This window comes from Methanosarcina soligelidi (genome assembly GCF_000744315.1).
Lineage (GTDB): Archaea > Halobacteriota > Methanosarcinia > Methanosarcinales > Methanosarcinaceae > Methanosarcina > Methanosarcina mazei.
Window position 1 is genome coordinate 1221322 of sequence record NZ_JQLR01000001.1, and the last position, 17553, is coordinate 1238874.

General features: G+C 41.0%; 14 protein-coding genes. 10 read left to right on the forward strand and 4 right to left on the reverse strand.

The annotated features are described in order from the left end of the window. Positions 1–77 precede the first annotated feature (77 nt). Entirely contained in the window at positions 78–2522 is a 2445-nt protein-coding gene (locus M886_RS17690; protein WP_235203877.1) for a right-handed parallel beta-helix repeat-containing protein, read from the reverse strand. 422 nt (positions 2523–2944) lie between these two features. Between M886_RS17690 and M886_RS05400 the strand changes: the two genes are divergently transcribed. Next, a complete protein-coding gene (locus M886_RS05400) occupies positions 2945–4249 on the forward strand; it encodes an ISNCY family transposase (protein WP_048050816.1) in 1305 nt (434 codons plus the stop codon). 607 nt (positions 4250–4856) lie between these two features. On the opposite strand, the gene M886_RS05405 is transcribed toward M886_RS05400, so the two are convergent. Continuing rightward, the gene (locus M886_RS05405) at positions 4857–7496 is read right to left on the reverse strand and encodes a PGF-pre-PGF domain-containing protein (protein ID WP_048050817.1); all 2640 of its coding nucleotides are present in this window, start codon (positions 7494–7496) and stop codon (positions 4857–4859) included. Between the two features lie 684 nt (positions 7497–8180). Between M886_RS05405 and M886_RS05415 the strand changes: the two genes are divergently transcribed. From M886_RS05415 to M886_RS05435, 5 genes are all read left to right on the forward strand, one after another. Continuing rightward, entirely contained in the window at positions 8181–8627 is a 447-nt protein-coding gene (locus tag M886_RS05415; RefSeq protein ID WP_048038286.1) for a GerW family sporulation protein, read from the forward strand. 200 nt (positions 8628–8827) lie between these two features. Next, positions 8828–9637: a DUF2953 domain-containing protein gene (locus tag M886_RS05420; protein WP_235203878.1), complete on the forward strand. Its 810-nt coding sequence runs from the start codon at positions 8828–8830 to the stop codon at positions 9635–9637. A gap of 34 nt (positions 9638–9671) precedes the next feature. Then, positions 9672–10637 (forward strand): beta-ribofuranosylaminobenzene 5'-phosphate synthase, encoded by a 966-nt coding sequence (locus M886_RS05425; RefSeq protein ID WP_048050820.1) that lies wholly within the window; start codon positions 9672–9674, stop codon positions 10635–10637. After that, entirely contained in the window at positions 10634–11644 is a 1011-nt protein-coding gene (locus M886_RS05430; protein WP_048050821.1) for an NOP5/NOP56 family protein, read from the forward strand. The genes M886_RS05425 and M886_RS05430 overlap by 4 nt, the downstream gene beginning before the upstream one ends. After that, positions 11645–12328 carry a fibrillarin-like rRNA/tRNA 2'-O-methyltransferase gene (locus M886_RS05435; RefSeq protein WP_048050822.1) on the forward strand — a complete coding sequence of 228 codons (684 nt, stop codon included), beginning with the start codon at positions 11645–11647 and terminating at the stop codon, positions 12326–12328. A gap of 162 nt (positions 12329–12490) precedes the next feature. Here M886_RS05435 and M886_RS05440 read toward each other — a convergent pair whose 3' ends face one another. Continuing rightward, positions 12491–13036, reverse strand: coding sequence for an ArsR family transcriptional regulator (locus tag M886_RS05440; RefSeq protein WP_011033540.1), 546 nt, complete (start codon positions 13034–13036; stop codon positions 12491–12493). A 438-nt stretch (positions 13037–13474) separates the two neighbouring features. Here M886_RS05440 and M886_RS05445 point away from each other — a divergent pair, with 438 nt between their 5' ends. The 4 genes from M886_RS05445 to zupT all read left to right on the forward strand — a co-directional run bounded on the left by M886_RS05445 (position 13475) and on the right by zupT (position 16130). Next, positions 13475–14167 carry a DUF2162 domain-containing protein gene (locus M886_RS05445; RefSeq protein WP_048050823.1) on the forward strand — a complete coding sequence of 231 codons (693 nt, stop codon included), beginning with the start codon at positions 13475–13477 and terminating at the stop codon, positions 14165–14167. After that, positions 14164–14787 carry a MotA/TolQ/ExbB proton channel family protein gene (locus tag M886_RS05450; RefSeq protein ID WP_048050824.1) on the forward strand — a complete coding sequence of 208 codons (624 nt, stop codon included), beginning with the start codon at positions 14164–14166 and terminating at the stop codon, positions 14785–14787. Before M886_RS05445 ends, M886_RS05450 begins: the two co-directional genes overlap by 4 nt. 32 nt (positions 14788–14819) lie before the next feature. Continuing rightward, the gene (locus M886_RS05455) at positions 14820–15227 is read left to right on the forward strand and encodes a DUF2149 domain-containing protein (protein ID WP_048050825.1); all 408 of its coding nucleotides are present in this window, start codon (positions 14820–14822) and stop codon (positions 15225–15227) included. A 135-nt stretch (positions 15228–15362) separates the two neighbouring features. Further along, positions 15363–16130, forward strand: coding sequence for a zinc transporter ZupT (gene zupT, locus M886_RS05460; RefSeq protein ID WP_048050826.1), 768 nt, complete (start codon positions 15363–15365; stop codon positions 16128–16130). 973 nt (positions 16131–17103) lie between these two features. Here zupT and M886_RS05465 read toward each other — a convergent pair. Beyond that, on the reverse strand, positions 17104–17487 hold the full coding sequence (locus M886_RS05465; protein WP_048050827.1) for a nuclear transport factor 2 family protein: 384 nt from the start codon (positions 17485–17487) through the stop codon (positions 17104–17106). Between the last annotated feature and the right edge of the window lie 66 nt (positions 17488–17553).

Sequence of the window (17553 nt, forward strand, 5' to 3'; positions counted from 1 at the left end):
TGTTTTTCTCGTCATTTTGTTTTTTCTTTTTTTACCTGATTTTATCTTTTTCTCTTAAAACTGATTTCCAAGAATTTTCAGGCATTTGTCACCACTATATAGTTGTTTTTTATTAATGTGTTACTTCCTGCTGCATTACTGGCTGTAAGTGATATCGTGTAACTTCCTGGTGCCATATACGTATGTTTTGGATATTTCTCGTTTGAATATGCTCCATCTCCAAAACTCCAGTTCCATGCTGTTGGCGACCCTGAAGAATTGTCCTTAAATGTTACAGTCAAGGGTGCAGTTCCCGATCTTGGAGACCCCCAGTACTGTAATACCGGTTTTGTTCCTGTGGTTCCTGTAGTTACTGTTACATAACTTGATTTCGTTGCCGTATTACTTCCTGCTGTATTGCTTGCTGTAAGCGTTACTGTGTAGCTTCCAGCTGTCGAATATGTATGCACAGGATTTTTCTCTGTTGAACTTGTTCCATCTCCAAAGTTCCATTTCCATGCCGTTGGTGAACCTGTACTTGTGTCAGTAAAACTTACACTCAATGGTGCAGTCCCGGCTGTTGGAGATGCCGAAAATGCAGCAACCGGTGTTTGAGAAGAAGTTCCTGTCACCACTATATAGTTGTTCTTTATTAATGTGTTACTTCCTGCTGCATTACTGGCTGTAAGTGATATCGTGTAACTTCCTGGTGCCATATACGTATGTTTTGGATATTTCTCGTTTGAATATGCTCCATCTCCAAAACTCCAGTTCCATGCCGTCGGAGATCCTGAAGAATTGTCCTTAAATGTTACAGTCAGCGGCGCAGTTCCCGACCTTGGAGACCCCCAGTATTGTAATACCGGTTTTGTTCCTGTGGTTCCTGTAGTTACTGTTACATAACTTGATTTCGTTGCCGTATTGCTGCCTGCTGTATTGCTTGCTGTAAGCGTTACTGTGTAGCTTCCCGCTGTCGAATATGTATGCACAGGATTTTTCTCTGTTGAACTTGTTCCATCTCCAAAGTTCCATTTCCATGTTGTTGGCGAACCCGTGCTGCTGTCAGTAAAACTTACACTCAATGGTGCAGTCCCGGCTGTTGGAGATGCCGAAAATGCAGCAACCGGTGTTTGAGAAGAAGTTCCTGTCACCACTATATAATTGCTCTTTGTTAACGTATTACTTCCTGCAGCATTGCTCGCTGTAAGTGATATCGTGTAACTTCCTGGTGCAGTGTATGTATGCTTTGGATATTTTTCGTTTGAATATGCTCCATCTCCGAAACTCCAGTTCCATGCCGTCGGAGATCCTGAAGAATTGTCCTTAAATGTTACAGTCAACGGTGCAATTCCCGACCTTGGAGACCCCCAGTACTGTAATACCGGTTTTGTTCCTGTGGTTCCTGTGGTTACTGTTACGTAATTTGTTTTCGTTGCCGTATTGCTGCCTGCTGAATTGGTCACTGTAAGTGTTACTGTATAGGTTCCTGCCGTTGAATATGCATGTGTTGGACTCTTCTGAGTTGAACTGGTTCCGTCTCCGAAGTTCCATTTCCATGTCGTTGGTGAACCTGTACTTGTGTCAGTAAACAGGACGTTGAGAGGTGCAGTCCCTGAGGTAACATTGCTGCTGAAACTTGCGCCAGGAGCTGTTAGAGGGGCAGGGACAACTAGAGGCAGGTGATCTATGTATATGCTGCCCGGAATACTGTATGCTGAATCGGAAATCCCATCTCTGTCCGTGTCCGTTGCCTTATTGGAAAAGCCTGAACCATCAGGTTTGCCCCAGAAGTTTCCGCCAATGTAGGTTCCGCCGACAATGTTTTTACCTGAGGCTTTTGCGGTGTTATAGGCATTCCCTGTTCCGTTTTTAATGGTTATATTTGTGTTATTGAAATAGTTGTTATAAATGAGGTTCCTGTCGCTGAGCCCGCAGACATACATTCCTAAAATATTGTTTGAAGTCACAGTGTTGTCTGAAATTGTATTGTCATCAGCGGACCCTACGTGGATGCCGCGGTTGTCATTGGTTGCCGTATTTCCGGAAATAGTGTTATTGCTACAGCTCCCGAGGTAAATCCCGTAAACTCCGTTATTCAGAACTGTATTTTTCGAGACGGTGCATCTGTTGGAGCTTACGATACGGATCCCATATCCGTTATTCGTCATTTTATTATTCTCAATCACACATTGATTGCATTTGTACATATAAATTCCAGAATAGCTGGAACCGCTTGCTCCTATGGTTTTTATCCCTTTAATCGTAACATTCCATGCCTGCATTGAGAGCGCATTGCTTGATGAGCTTTTAGCTTTGATTATTGTGTCATCAGGGTTGCCGGACTCTGATCTTATCAAAAGGCTGCTTTTGGTTATGTTGACATTTTCAGTGTAGGTCCCGGGTTTTATGGTTATTGTGTCGCCTGATTTTGAACTGTCTATTGCAGCCTGTATTGAGTCTCCTGGCTGGACAATTATCTCAGCAGCTGACCCAATACCTGAAATTAATGATAAAATAAGAAAAATTCCCAGTAAAATTAGCACTTTATTTTTAATTCCAATTCCTCCATCCACTCAAGAAAGTTAGGGTGAAATCCCTATCAGGGGGTAAATTTGTATTGTTAGTAATTCACGAAAACTGTACTCAACATGAAAATAATGTACAGATGTAAAACTGATGAATTTGCGCCTAATTTGACTGTAACGAAGAACAAAATTTTAGCGTAAATCACTTTAATTACACGGGAATGTATTTAAGCAATATAAGTATACTGATTTAAAGTATTACTTTCCAAAAAACGAAAAAAAAGTATACAGATCAGTGAATCAATAGTTTAATTGTAGGGAATAATTAACTCTTTAACTCTATTTTGACTCAGTTCCAAAATCTAGTGATAAAAGTAAGTATAACATCACTACACAAAATTATAATTCTATAATTATGTAATGATGTTACGGCACAAACAATGGTAACTATAAACCTTACTCTTAATAACTTTTCGGAGCTCCCTGCTCTTTTAGACGTTTTTGGTTGTTTTGGAAACGATTATGAATATACTACACGAGGAATTTTTCGTAGAAAAATTCCTCCAATCTGTTCTATTTGTAGTACTCCAATGGTTCATAATGGCTATAATCCCCATACCAAACAAGGTCTTGGAGAAATCATCATTGGTCGATATAAATGCTCAAATTGTGGTAGTACACACGAAGAAGATCATAGTTTTTGGGAAGATTTGAAGACTTTACTTTTTGATTCATTCAATAATTTCTTCAAGTTACTCAGATACCATAACGTTTCATACGATGGAATTTCTGATGTAATGGGTTTCATTTTTCCAAGATCAAAAAGCACTGTCTTAAGAGCATTCTACAATGGAATGGAAAAGGAAACTGTTCCATATTCAGAAAATATACATATGGTGCATTATGACGAACAGCATCCAAAAGAAGGACGATGTCAGAAATACCGTTTAACCTTACTGGACGCAAAAACTCAAACAACAATAGCAGATGACCTTTTTGATGATAAGAGTCCAGAAACAATCAAGGAATTTCTACGGAAAAATCTTGATGCATCAGAACCTGTATTTATCGTTACGGATTTTGATAAGAGATATCCTGATATATTAAAGGAAATTTTTGGAGATAAGTTAGTTCATCAATATTGTTTGATGCACTTAAACAAGCTTATAGTTAGTGATTTCCCAAAGAATACAACGATTGAACAGGAACTATTGAAGTACAGGTTATTGAATATATTTTACAATCGAGAGAATGAAATTAAATTTTTGGAAGAACTTCAATCTGAAGAACTCAACGTAATTAATAATGAAGAAAAACATCAAGAATGGAGTAAAAAAGCAAAAAAGGAATTTAACCAATTTAGACGTAAATTAAAGCTTGAAAGAAGACGAAAAAAGGAAAATCTTCCACTTAATAGTCTTGAAAAAGCAAGAGATAACTTCGATAAATTAATGGAAAATATAAGAACATACGATCAAACGATTCAAAAACGATTATGGATGATCAATAAACACTGGTTAAATCTTACTTTGTTCCATTATCTTCCAGGAGCGCCAGCGACAAATAACCCTATAGAAAGCTATTATTCTAAAAGTCTAAAAACTGATAACAAGAAGCAGTTCAGGACTGATAAAGGAATTGGGAACCAGATTAAACTTACTCAAATGAGAAGATTAAATTTGCTCAAGAAACCACAAAAGTCATTTCTGGAATTGTTCAGATTATTTAATCCATTTAAGCTTTAGTAATCTAGTTTGAGAGAGGAGTTAAGGATTATGTAGCGGAGCGTATCGATTTTAGGCAAAAAATAAAGTGAAAAGTTAAAGGAATAAAAGAATTCTTTGGCATTCATGCCAAAGAAATTGTTTCTCAAGGAATATTACAGTTTATTTGGGCAGTTAGCAGAGAAAAGTGAAGATTTAAGGAAGAAAAAAATGAGAAATCACTAAATTATGAAATTGTGTCTCTATTTTTTTAACTTTATTAAGAGCTAAAAATATGAGGTTTTTATTCCCTTATCATCTGGCCGTTTTATTAAAAATAAGAAATAACCTGAATTAATGCAGGTTTTGGCCGCTGATTTGAGATCGTCAATTTTCAAGGTTTAGATATTAGATTTAGATATTAGATTTAGATATTAGATTTAGATATTAGATTTAGATATTAGATTTAGATATTAGATTTAGATATTAGATTTAGATATTAGATTCAAAACCAGTTCTCTTTGATGATTTCTTTGATGATTTCCATTTTTCTGCTCATTACCGGAATGTATATGAAAAAATGGAATGTGGGAAATGGAACTTTGGAAAATAGGATGTTGGTGAATGGAACGCCGAAGGGCATTCCAGTTCATTCCTTCATACTTTTCAGCACCAGTCCTATTACTCCCAGAGCTCCGATCACAATACCCACACTTAATATGGTATTGCGGTTGTTTTTACTGGACTCATTACCTGTCTCAGTATCTTGAGCCTCCTGCTTTTCAGGCTGGATATCCTCAATAGACCTTTCTTCAGCAGGGATCGAGGTATTTTCTGTCTTTGCCTGCTGGACAGTAGCCTTGCCTGTTATCGCAAATGATGCGTAACCCGGGACTTCTGCTGTAAAGTAGAGATAGTCGTTATCTTCTCCTGACAGGTTGACTGGCAATTGCTCCCACTTTTTATCGCTATACCTGTTCAGTATGATAGAGCTCCGGTCTATACTTTTATCCTGCAGCCAGTTCTTTTCAACTTTGAAGCATATTACCGGTTTTTCTATGTTTTCTGGAGTTGCATACCCGCTGTTTCCAACCCAGACATTAAATGACTTATAAACCTCACCTTCGGGCAGTTCGGAAACAAGTGCGGACTTATTTTTCAGTTCCTCAACTATGGTCGTGGTCTTACCTACATTCTTGATCGCATCAAAGCCTACATATACGACACATGTAGCATTCTTTGTGAAGTCAAACTTTACAGCCTTACCATTAGTGATAAAGAGCTGGGAAAGTTCCTTAACCTTAACATTCTTTGCAGGTTCAGGGGACCCGCCTCCTCCACCTCCTCCACTGCTGCTTCCTCCGCTGCTCTTCCGGTCCACAATTATTGTAGTGGTTTTTGTATCCGTGCCGTTTACATTAATTGCTGTCAGTTTAGCAGTGTAAGTCCCTGCAGAGGAATATTCGTAAACAAAGCTTGATGCGTTTGAATCTTCAATTCCGTCGTTGTTAACGTCCCAGCTCCTTGATATCGCATGTTGCGAGAGGTCTGTAAAAGTTACCGAAAGCGGGGCATATCCGCCTGTAGCACTGACACTGAAATCTGCAACAGGAAGACCGGGGTTTCTCATTACATTTATTGTAGTGGTTTTTGTATCCGTACCGTTTTCATTGGTCGCGGTCAGGCTCGCAGTATAGGTTCCTGGAGAGGTGTAGACGTAAACCACAGTGCCGTAATTTACTTCCTCAGATCCGTCCCCTTCAAAATCCCAGCCTGTACTAGCTGCATTTTGTGACCTATCAGTGAAAAGGACCGGGAGTGGGGCATATCCTTCTGTGACATTCGTATTAAAATCTGCAACAGGCAGAATTTTTTCCTCTTCTATTTCCAGTACCTTTATTTGCAGAGTTTTTGAGGCCGTTCCATTTGCATTACTTACCATCAGGTTAACGATATAGTCTCCCGGATTTTCATAAACATAAACCGGGTTCTGGACGGTGGAATCGGGCTGTCTGTTATTGTCAAAGTCCCAGCTCCATGATTCCGCGTTTTTTGAAAAGTCGGTGAACTGGATGGCAAGGGGCGCAAATCCCTCGGTGGAGTTCGTGCCGAAGTCCGCGACAGGGCTCACCGGCTCTGAAGGGCCAATATTCTGTGATACAGTGATTGTGTCCGATTTTGAATTTGTTCCTTTTTCATTTCTTACTGTAAGGCTGACAGTATAGGTTCCTTCTGTGGAATATGTGTGTACAGGGTTCTGTTCTGTTGAACTGGTCCCGTCTCCGAAATCCCAGTTCCATTCAACAGGAGTTCCTGTACTTTTGTCGATAAAACTGACATCCAGTGGTGCGGTTCCCGAAGTAACGTTGCTGCTGAAGTCTGCAGTCAGGGGTACAGGCTCGGGCAAATTCAATGGATATACAAGAGGCAGGTAATCCGAGCTTGTGCTGCCGCCCGGCAGTCTGTAAGCAGAGTCTGCAATACCGTCTCCGTCCCTGTCTATAGCTGTATCAGAAAAGCCTGTGCCGTCAGGTTTTCCCCAGTAATTTCCGCCGATATAGGAGCCGCCAATTATATTTGCGCCTTCGGTTTTTGTAGCATTATAGGAATTTCCAATCCCACTTTTTACGCTTACATCGGTGTTGTTGAAATAGTTATTATATACGTCATTATAGTCGCACAGGCTGCATTCGTAAAACCCTAAGTAATTGTTATAAGTCACTTTATTGCCTGCAATTATATTGTAGTCAGAGGAACCCAGATAGATGCCACGACTGCTGTTATAAGCAGTATTTTCGGAAATAGTGTTATAGCTGGAACTTCCGAGAACAATCCCATATGCTCTGTTATTCGTGGCTGTGTTGCCTGAGAGCGTGCACTTTCTGGAATTCTGGAGATAAATTCCACGCCCATTATTTGCGAGCATATTGTTTTCTATTATACATTTATTGCACTGGTACAGATGAATTCCTGAATAGCTGGACCCGCTTGCCCCAATAGCCCTGATCCCGCTAATTTTAACATTATCTGCCTGTACTGAGAGCACGCTGGCTGTCGAGCTTCTGGATTTAATTGTTGTATCTTCGGGGTTTCCGGACTCTGACCTGATTGTGAGGTCCCCTTTAGTGATGTTGATGTTTTCGGTATAGGTCCCGGGCTTTATAATTATTGTATCTCCCGAGCTCGCATTGTCAACTGCAGCCTGTATTGAATTTCCTGGCTGGACAATTATCTCAGCTGCCGTTCCTATACCCGAAATTGATACCAGAAGGAAAACAGCAATTTGCAAAGTAAATAATTTGTTTTTTATTTATAATCCCTCCATCCACTCAAGAAATTTGGGGGTAAAATCTGTATTACGGATGAATTGATTTACTGGCAACTTACCTCAATTCCTTATCTCGCTATCGATATACAGATTTATTTATAAATGTCTAATGGCGATTTTCTATATTCTAATTTAATACCTTGTTCCCCAAACCTTTACTAAATTGGAAAATATGTAAAACAATATAAATATACTGATTTAGATTAATACTTTTTAATAGAAATAAAAAACATATTTTTTGTAGAAGAGCGGAGCAATGTGCTTATAGCAAATACAGGGACTATTTATTCTTATCTGTTGGTTAAATTTATTTTTACAGTACAGGGCTCTCTTATTAAAAATAGGTGCCTTTTATTAACGTAAGTAATTTCTCTTACTTTCAAAGAGATTGTCCAAAACGGTTATGAGATTAAGCTTAAATCAGAAGAGGACTCAAAATATATTCTGAAAAGTTTCTGAAAAAAACTGTAATGACAATAAAATATATATTTAAAGCAATAAGATTTATGCTTGGAGTTGTAAATCCAGAACTGAATAAAAATAATAAAGATAATAGTATAATAATCTGGATTGAAAATCTAAAACATATAGATAACATTTATTATCCACGTAAACAGATGATACTAACACATCGGGGGAAACTAGATGGGTGTAGAAGATACTATTAAACAAATTGCGAGCGAACTTGAAAAAATTGCAACTACAAAAACCGTAGTTGGGGACCCTATTACTGCTGCCGGGAAAACAATTATTCCTGTTTCCAAACTTACAATGGGCTTTGGAGGAGGAGGCGGGGAAGGCGGCAAGAAGGAATCCGACATTGGATACGGTGGTGGAGGCGGTGCAGGCGCTAAGATCGAGCCTATCGCTTTTATTATGCTCTCCGAGGATGATGCAAAGATCTTCAGGATCTCTGAGAAAGGAGATGTAGGTGCAATCCTTGGTTCCATTCAGGAGGCAGTGCCTGAGCTTCTGGACAAAATCAAAGGCAAAACCGGAAAACATAAAAAAGAAGGGAGCTCCGAAGCCGTTAAAACAGAGGTCAAAGAGCACACGGAGATTGAAGTCGAGAAAGGGGGCTGTTTCCGCTAAATCCCTCCGGTTAAAACTTTTTAAGGGGTTTTACTGGAATCTGAATTGACGGTTAAAGTGGTCAGGATAGTCAGAACTATCCTTCTTCCCTCAAAATGTTCCGCATGCTTGCCATATATCTCATTATTCTGATTTTTTTACTTATTTTATTTGTACTTCTCACGGCAATAGTCTTTACCTTCAAGCTTAAGGCCCTGAGTTTGAAAGAAAAGAACGAACTGGAAGGCACAGTAACCGTTAAATGGCTCTTTTTTTCCCACACTTTTTTAATTGGAGAACCCGGCGAGAAAAAATATTCTCCTGATGAGTCAGATATGGAGGATAAGGGAAATGAAAAAGTAATTGAAACCGAAAATCGGCAGGACGAATCAGTACCTGAAGAAATCAAAATCAGGGATGAAGGCCGGGAAGCAGAATATAAAATTCAGGTAGATGAAAGCAGAGAGCCCGTAAAAGAGAGATCTGAGGAGAAAACATTTGCTCCTGAAAGTGAAGATAGAACCCGGGCTGAAGAAAAAATCCGGGTTGAAAAGAAAAGAGGGATATTTGACCGCATAAAAGGGAAGAAAAGTTCTGTCGGGGAATTTGAGGTTGAAGAAGAGGACGGAATGACCATCAGGGAAAAGCTTCACTGGGGTCTGGAAGCTTACAAAGCTCTTAGAAAACCTCTTTTCCGACTATTTTCCGACATGCTCAATGCAATAAAAATTAAATACCTGAAAGCTGACCTCACTTTCGGGCTTCCGGACCCCGCGGATACAGGGATGCTTTGCGGGCTTATACATGCCATTCTGGGGACGATTTACAGCCGCTGTAGGCGCTGCAGTTTTTCTGTCTGTCCTGTTTTTATGGAGACACTGCTGGATTTTCACGGGAGCGCGGAGATCCGTGTAAAAATATATTCACTGATTTTCCCATTCCTTAAATTTATATTTAGCGGGAAAACTTTATCTTTTACTTATTTGATTGTTAAGGAAAAACTTCGGGGTAGTTCGAAGATTAACTCCTAAGCTTTATGAATAAGCAATGAGGATACAGATGAATATGATTAATGTGGTGTCTCCGTCCAGACTCCATCTCACCCTTATTGACCTCAATGCGGAGATTGGCAGGGTAGACGGAGGGGTAGGAATCACTCTCGAGTCACCCAGCCTGGAAATTTCGGCATCTGAAGCGGATACGGTTGAAGTTGTGGGTTCTTCTCTTCTCTCAGGCAGGATGCTAAAAGCAGCAAAAGCTGTAATTCCGGAAGGAAAGGGGATCAAAATCCATATTAAAAGAGATCTCCCTGACCATGTGGGTCTCGGTTCCGGAACCCAGGCTGCGCTTTCGGTAGCTGCAGCCATAAATGAGATTTACGGGCTTGGTAAAAGTGTCAGGGAACTCGCAGTTGCCGTGGGCAGAGGAGGGACTTCCGGAATAGGGGTTGCTGCCTTTGAAAGTGGAGGATTTATCCTGGACGGAGGTCACAGGTTCAGGGATAAAGGTGCATTTTCTCCTTCCGCAGCCAGCCGTATGCCTCCGGGGCCTGTACTTTTCAGAAGAGCGTTTCCTGACTGGAATATTGTCCTTGCAATCCCCAATACAAAAGGAGTTCATGATGCGGAAGAAGTGGATGTTTTCAAAAAGGCCTGTCCGATACCTCTCCCGGAAGTTCAGGAGATCTCTCACGTAATTCTTATGCAGATGTTGCCTGCGCTTATCGAAGAAGATATAGACAGTTTTGGCCGCGCGGTTAACCATTTTCAGACTGTGGGCTTCAAAAAGAGAGAGGTTGAACTTCAGTCCGAAACCGTACTCAATGTCATGAAATACATGCAGGACAACGGAGCAAGCGGTTCGGGAGTCAGTTCTTTCGGGCCTGTTGTTTACGGAATTGTAGAGAGTTCCGGAGAGGCTGGAAGGCTCCAGAAAGAGGTCCAGCGTATGCTTGACGAATCATTAGGTGGAGAAGTTCTGCTTACAAAAGGAAGGAACCGGGGCGCGGACATCTTAGGGGGCTCTGATTGAAAGTCAATACCTGGTTTGGTGTCCTTGAGCTGGACAGTAAAGGAAAAACTCTTTCCTCCGAGGTTTTTCCAAAGGATATAAGAGAGCTTGCTCTCCGTTCGCTTTCTTTCAGGGAGAGCCGGCAAAACCTGCCTCCGGAAGGCTTTGACCTCAAAACTGCAGCCCTGGAGTGTGGATTCACAGAATCCATCTCTGAATACTATTCTCTTTTACACAAAGTAACTCTGGAAACCGTAAAACTTCAGGTCTCACAGGCGCTCACCCCTGACCAGCGAATAATTCAGGCAGTAGAAGCCCTGGATGACATTAATGAAACGACCAATTCCCTTTCTGAAAGGCTTTTTGAATGGTACGGAGGTTATTTCCCCGAAAGCGGGTTAAGCGGGGAAGAGCTTGCGGTTTTTATAAGCAGGTACGGGTCTCGTGAGAATGTACCTCCTGAAGACCCTCATTATTTGAAGGCAAAAAATTCCATGGGCGCAAAACTCGAAGCCGCAGATGAAGTTCTTCTTAAAGGTCTTGCAGAGAGTGTGTGCAGCCTCTACGAACGCCGGAAACAGATTGAAGCGTATATTGAAAGCAGCATGGAAATCCTTGCCCCCAATCTGGCATTGCTTGCAGGGCCCATGCTGGGTGCAAGGCTGATAAGCATTGCAGGCAGCCTTGAAAAACTGGCAGCTTTTCCTTCAAGCACCATTCAGGTAATAGGCGCAAGTAAAGCTCTCTTCAAACACCTGCGTTCCAGGGCTCCGTCCCCCAAACATGGCATAATTTACAGCCATCCCCTTATCAATACCTCTCCCTGGTGGGTAAGGGGAAAAGTCGCAAGAGCTCTTGCAGCAAAGCTCTCTCTTGCCGCAAGAATTGACTTTTATTCTGCAAAGAGGAACCCTTCACTTGAAAATGAACTGGAAGAAAAGATCCGGAAGATCAGGGCTGAAAACCCCAGACCTCCCCAGAAGCGGCAGGAAATCAGGACAAAGCCAAAAAAGAAGAGGAGGAAGTAAATGCCCGAAATAAGGCAGCTTTCCGAAGGGATTTTTGAGGTTACAAAAGACAAAAAACAGCTTTCAACTCTTAACCTTGACCCGGGAAAAGTCGTTTACGGAGAAAAGTTGATTTCTGTTGAAGGAAATGAATACAGGACATGGGACCCCCGCAGAAGCAAACTAGGAGCCATGGTCCTCAAAAAATTTGATATCCCCCTGGAAAGGGGTTCAAAGGTTCTTTATCTCGGGGCTGCTTCGGGAACAACAGTAAGCCACGTATCGGATATCGTTTCCGAAGGGGCGGTGTATTCTGTTGAATTTGCCCCAAGAAGCATGCGCGACTTCATAGGGCTTGCTTCCAGACGCAAAAATATTTTCCCTATTCTTGCAGATGCTGGAAAGCCGGACAGTTACGCACATATTGTTGAGCCTGTAGATGTTATCTTTCAGGATGTTGCCCAGCCCAACCAGGCAGAAATAGCTGCAAGAAATGCTGTCCGTTTTTTGAAAAAGGACGGATATCTCCTGCTTTCTATCAAAGCTCGCAGTATTGATACTGCAGCAAGCCCGAAGGAGATCTTCAAAGAAGAGGTAAATAAGCTTGAACAAGCCTTCGAACCCGGATTCGAAGTTTTGACAGCAAGGGAACTTATGCCTTATCATGAAGACCATCTTGGAGTGCTGGCCAGATTAAAGGAATAAACCCACTTAAATCTCACTTTTGAATCCTGCTCTTTCAGAAGGCTGAACCATTCCGCAACTTTTCAGGTCAGGACTTTTTGAATGGTAGTATGAAGTTACTTTAGCAGAGGTACTATAAGACGACTTTTTCGAGTTATTAAAAGCTGGTCCTTAAGGACTGCTTTACCTTCTTATATTTACAAACAGCCTTTTTTTCGTGACCGGAATCAGCTTTTTCCACTCTACAACCGAATCTTCATGAAACTCGTATTCATCTACGGTTTTATCCGAAAATTTGCCGTCCACCTCATATACATAAAAGCCCTCTTCCCCATCCGTAGAGACAACTTTCATCCTGTCTCCCATTTTCATTACCTCAACAGCTGCCACACTTTTCAGGGCTTCAAGCAAATTCGTGCCTTCTTCTACCTCAATCTGCCTGTTTTCTGCAAAACGGTCAAGGAAAGAATAGACATTGCTCAGTTTTATGCCTATCATATGGGTATTTCCGAACTTTTTTCTTTCCACAAGTTCGGCTTTTTCCAGCACTTTCACATGTTTAGCTGCTACTGGTACCGAAATGCCTATCTCCCTTGCAAGACCTGAAATATGTTTTTCTCCTTCACTCAGGCTCTCAAGAATTGAAAGGCGTGTATCGCTTGAAATTGCTTTAAAGAGGTTTTCTCTACCTCCGTTAATTCCTGGATCTCGCATAACACTTACTACCATGATGATCCTCTATTTTACCCTAAGTACTTATAATTATTTCCCTTTTAACTCAAGTAATGTATGTCTTCCTGTCTTCTATTATTCTTTTTATTTATAGATCTAACAAATTTACTTTAATTATTGCCTTTCCGCTATAGTGTATAAAACTTTATATCCAGTTAACGGGGTAAGTTTTTACATAATTATTGTTAAATTTGACTCTTGATTTGTTATTCCCTTGTCTCATACTTTTTTAAAATTAATTTTATATTTCCCTGCTCCCGTGAAGCTCCTATTACTTTTTTAATTATTTCTTTCAACTCCTTTCTTTCAAAAGCATGAACTTGAACTTTTTATCCAAAAAAACGATATCATGTGCACTTGTTATCTTTTTAGATAACAAACGTTACCCAAAAACCAGTTTTTATTTAATTCAACTATAGATGCTCAGAAGGTACTATGGACTCTGCGATGTTAACTGTTATTGGAATTATGATAGGTATCCTTATCTTCGGGATAAAAACAGGATTAGGCTGTGGATTCTCAAATATTACTGCTCGGGAGATTCTTACAATTGCCAGCAGTTACTTTTTTCTTGCACTATTATTTGGAAGCGTTGCTGACCGCTTGAGCCTGGAAGTTTTTGAAAAGCTCTCTTCAATGGGCATGGGAATTCATGTCCTGGTCTCTCTGCTCCTTATAGGGGCAGGCATTTACACCCAGAAAAAGTGGAACTCGGGCAAGGACGTTTCAAGACACACTTTCCTGGCTATATCCATGCCGTGCCCGGTCTGCCTGGGTGCTCTTGCAGTATCCTGTATGCTGCTCTCAGAAAGCCTGAACTTATCCGGGATAAAAATAGGGCTTCTTGTCGGGCTTGCTTTTTTTACAGCAGTGGTAGCTTCTTCTTTTCTTTTCAGGTTTGGAAAGACCCGGTTTGGAAAGACTCCCGAAACAATGGGAAGCGCCATGATGCTTCTCGGGATCTATTATCTTCTGGGAGCTCTGCTAATTCCGGCATATATTAAAACCAAACAGATGAACCTTGTTTCCACAGGCGGTGGGGATACAGGGATCATACCTCTCATGGCTTTTGGTGTCATTGTCCTTGCGGGCTTTTTCATGGACCGTATAAGGAGGCATGATCTGTGAGCATGATGAGTTTATTATCAAGCATGATGAATGTCTTCTCTACTGCTTTACTGATCCCCGTAATGTTTCTCCTCACTCTCCTTGTGTTTCTGTCATTAATTCAACTGGGGGAATTCCTTTCGGAATACACAAAAAGGCACAGGGACTGGAATAACCTCGAGGCTAACTGCAAAAAACTCGAGAATGACCTCAGGAACTCGGATTTTACAGAAGCTTCCAGGGCTCTTGAGAATATAAAGCAGAATTACATGGTCACTTCCTTTGCAAGGGATGCTTCAAAATATTTGAAAGAGCAGCATCTCCCTGCAATTGAAAGGCTTTCTCAGGAATATGAGATCCAGATGGCAAAACGCCTTGAACATACAAAGATAACCTCTACAATTGGCCCCATGCTGGGACTCATGGGGACCCTGATTCCATTGGGCCCCGCTCTTATAGGACTGTCGGCAGGAGACCTTGAAACCCTTGCACAGAACCTCATGATCGCCTTTGCAACAACCGTTGTGGGTCTTTTTGCTGCCGGAATTGGATATGTGCTCACACAGGTCAGAAGGCGCTGGTACTGGGAAGACATGTCCGACATCGATTACATCCTGGATACAATTGAAGAAAAGATCTGATGCCTGGCATCTTTTAACAGGAGGAATAAATCATGCGGAAAACGAGAAGATTCAGGCGTACAGGGCTTTTACATGCCGAGGATGAGCAAAGCCCCATGGTCACTGTTGCCAATGTTTTTGATGTTGCAATGGTCTTTTCCGTGGCGTTGCTCGTAGCCCTTGTGATGTCCTACCACCTCCCCGAACTTCTGAGCTCAAGTGAGGACTTTACAATTGTAAAAAACCCCGGAGCTGAGGACATGAAGATAATTATAAAAGAAGAAGGAAAACCCATAGAAGTCCTGAACATGACTGACAGCATTGGCGGAGGCACAGGAGAAGCTCTGGGAACTGCTTATAAGCTTGCTGACGGCAGAGTCATTTACGTGCCAGAAGACTCTGAGAGCAACAGTACATCTGCGGATACCTCTGTTTCCACTGAGGCATCCTCTCCAGATTAATTTTTAGATCTTCAGCTTATCTTCCGGAATTTAAGTATATTTATTAATTTACTTTATATAAAACTCTCCCGTATTTGTCTTTTCTTTTTCTATGAATTTAAATCCTATCCCGTATTTTATTTATTGGGGAGCTAAATGGGAGATGTCACAACTGCTTTTATTCTCACAGCATGTGCAGGACTCTCAACCGGTACTGGCAGTCTTATAGCTTTTTTGGTTCCCAATCTAAAGTTTACCTGGCTGTCCATGCTGCTTGGTTTTGCTGCGGGGGCAATGATCTATATCTCATTTGTAGATTTACTTGCTGAATCTGTTGGTGCAGTTGGTTTTTTCCAGGCAAATGCTGCTTTTTTTCTGGGGATGCTGGGGATGGGAATTCTTGACCGCGTGATAGAGCACATTCATACGGATACTCTCCCTGATAGAAACACTCTTTCCCGGAGTGAAGAGAATGACCTTCAAAAAGCCGGCCTGCTGACTGCAGCAGGAATTGCCATGCACAACTTCCCTGAAGGAATTGCAGTGTTAGCTGCGTCCCTGGGTTCTCCTTATCTGGGGTTTTCGGTTGCTCTGGCCATAGCAATCCATAACATCCCTGAAGGAATTGCAGTTTCGGTTCCTATCTATTATGCCAGTGGTGACCGAAAAAAAGCGTTTGCTTATTCTTTCTTTGCAGGGCTTACCGAACCTCTGGGAGCTGTGTTTGCATATTTTTTTCTTTTCCGCTTTCTATCTCCTGAAATGCTTTTCCTCATGCTCGCTGCGGTCGGAGGGGTAATGGTCTTTATATGTTTTGATGAACTGCTGCCGATCTCCATAAAATATGGAAACGAGCATCTGACTTTTCTGGGGGTATTTTCTGGAATGTCTGTTATCGCTCTGAGCCTTTATCTTATACATTGAAATTTTTGAGGCTTTTTTTCCCGAAAAGCTAACAATCATTATCCAAAAGCTGCATTTTATAGGAAGAAGCGTAAAACCTCGAAGTCTTTAGCTTCGTGAGATCTAAGTGTCAACTTCCAAACTGTTATCCGTTATAGATTCTGTAAGTTATTAAGTATCTTCAAAACGTTTTTAATATTAGATTTTGCTGTCACCACAACCTCACAGTTCCTAAGAACGTTGCCGAATTTCAAAGCGAAAACCAAGCGAGGTAACGTTTGAACATCGGGGAGTTGGATAACAGGGCAAGAATCATCCTGAAGGGATCGGGATTAAGCCGTGGAAATACGGTAGCTATAAGCATCTCAAGTACAACCTCACGCTCATATCTATCTCACCTTCGGAACGAGGGGCTAGAGCCTGCACGACTTGCCTCCAATGGGAGAAAGGATGACTCAGGAAGCCACTCAGTCTTTAGCTGGGTGGTAGTTCACGTATCATTTCCCTTATCTCTCGATTGTTAAATTTTCAACCGGCATCGGCAGTCTATATATTTCAGGAGATTCCGGTTTGAATTCAAAGTTAAAACTAAAAGTTTTTCATTAAATTTTTAAACTAGAAATGCATATTTCTAACAGTTCCTAACATCAGTAAATTTTTGAACCAAAATAGTTTAATGAGCTGGAATTTCTGGGTATTTTCTTCAGGGCACTCCGTTTTCTTTCAGCACTCAGGGCTCATAATACCGTTTCAGGAGATTGAAAATGCAAGAAAAATGTATAATGATATTAGTTTTTGTTCTATTCCTGTTAACACTGTTATCGAACGTTCTTTTCTGGTGGAAACTCCCCTGGATTCAGAATACCAAGGAATCTTAAGGTCTTCATCTCGATATTCAACCAGCTTCCAATCCTGAAAAAGCTCTGGAATTCGCTGGCATGACTATAAAAGCTGGTCACTGTGCAATTTTAATATCTTCAATTCCCCAGGTGACTCAACCAATATCTTTCAGTTCAATTATTTTATTGTCTTTAAATCTGAAAATCGAACTGCCTTTTAATTCAATTACATCTCCGGTTTTCAGTTCATCCGAAAAATCAACTGCTAGAATCCCATAATAGTCAATTTTTACTTCAACCTGGTCAGCATTAAATTTAATATCCGTAATTGTCTGCTTTCTCTCTCTAAATAGATGTCTGGCAAGCTCTGCCTGGTTTCTTAATTCTGCAATACCATTTGTTGTTAAGTTGATTTCTCCGTTTGAAATGTTTTCAAATTTTATGTCATCGTGCATATCTAAAAGCATTCTGTCGATATCAAAACTATTATAGGCATCAATATAGTTTTCAATAATTTTTTGATAAGTATCGTGTCTCATATCCTCCCTCACTTACCTATTTTTATACGCGTACATTGTCGGATCCAGCTAAAAGCTTACTACTTA

Bases quoted from the DNA above. Each gene is read 5' to 3' on its own strand.
- M886_RS05455 (WP_048050825.1), top strand. From the start codon at position 14,820: ATGCGGAAAACGAGAAGATTCAGGCGTACAGGGCTTTTACATGCCGAG.
- M886_RS05440 (WP_011033540.1), bottom strand. From the start codon at position 13,036: ATGGTAGTAAGTGTTATGCGAGATCCAGGAATTAACGGAGGTAGAGAA.
- M886_RS05415 (WP_048038286.1), top strand. From the start codon at position 8,181: ATGGGTGTAGAAGATACTATTAAACAAATTGCGAGCGAACTTGAAAAA.
- M886_RS05400 (WP_048050816.1), top strand. From the start codon at position 2,945: ATGGTAACTATAAACCTTACTCTTAATAACTTTTCGGAGCTCCCTGCT.
- zupT (WP_048050826.1), top strand. From the start codon at position 15,363: ATGGGAGATGTCACAACTGCTTTTATTCTCACAGCATGTGCAGGACTC.
- M886_RS05445 (WP_048050823.1), top strand. From the start codon at position 13,475: ATGGACTCTGCGATGTTAACTGTTATTGGAATTATGATAGGTATCCTT.
- M886_RS05425 (WP_048050820.1), top strand. From the start codon at position 9,672: ATGATTAATGTGGTGTCTCCGTCCAGACTCCATCTCACCCTTATTGAC.
- M886_RS05435 (WP_048050822.1), top strand. From the start codon at position 11,645: ATGCCCGAAATAAGGCAGCTTTCCGAAGGGATTTTTGAGGTTACAAAA.
- M886_RS05465 (WP_048050827.1), bottom strand. From the start codon at position 17,487: ATGAGACACGATACTTATCAAAAAATTATTGAAAACTATATTGATGCC.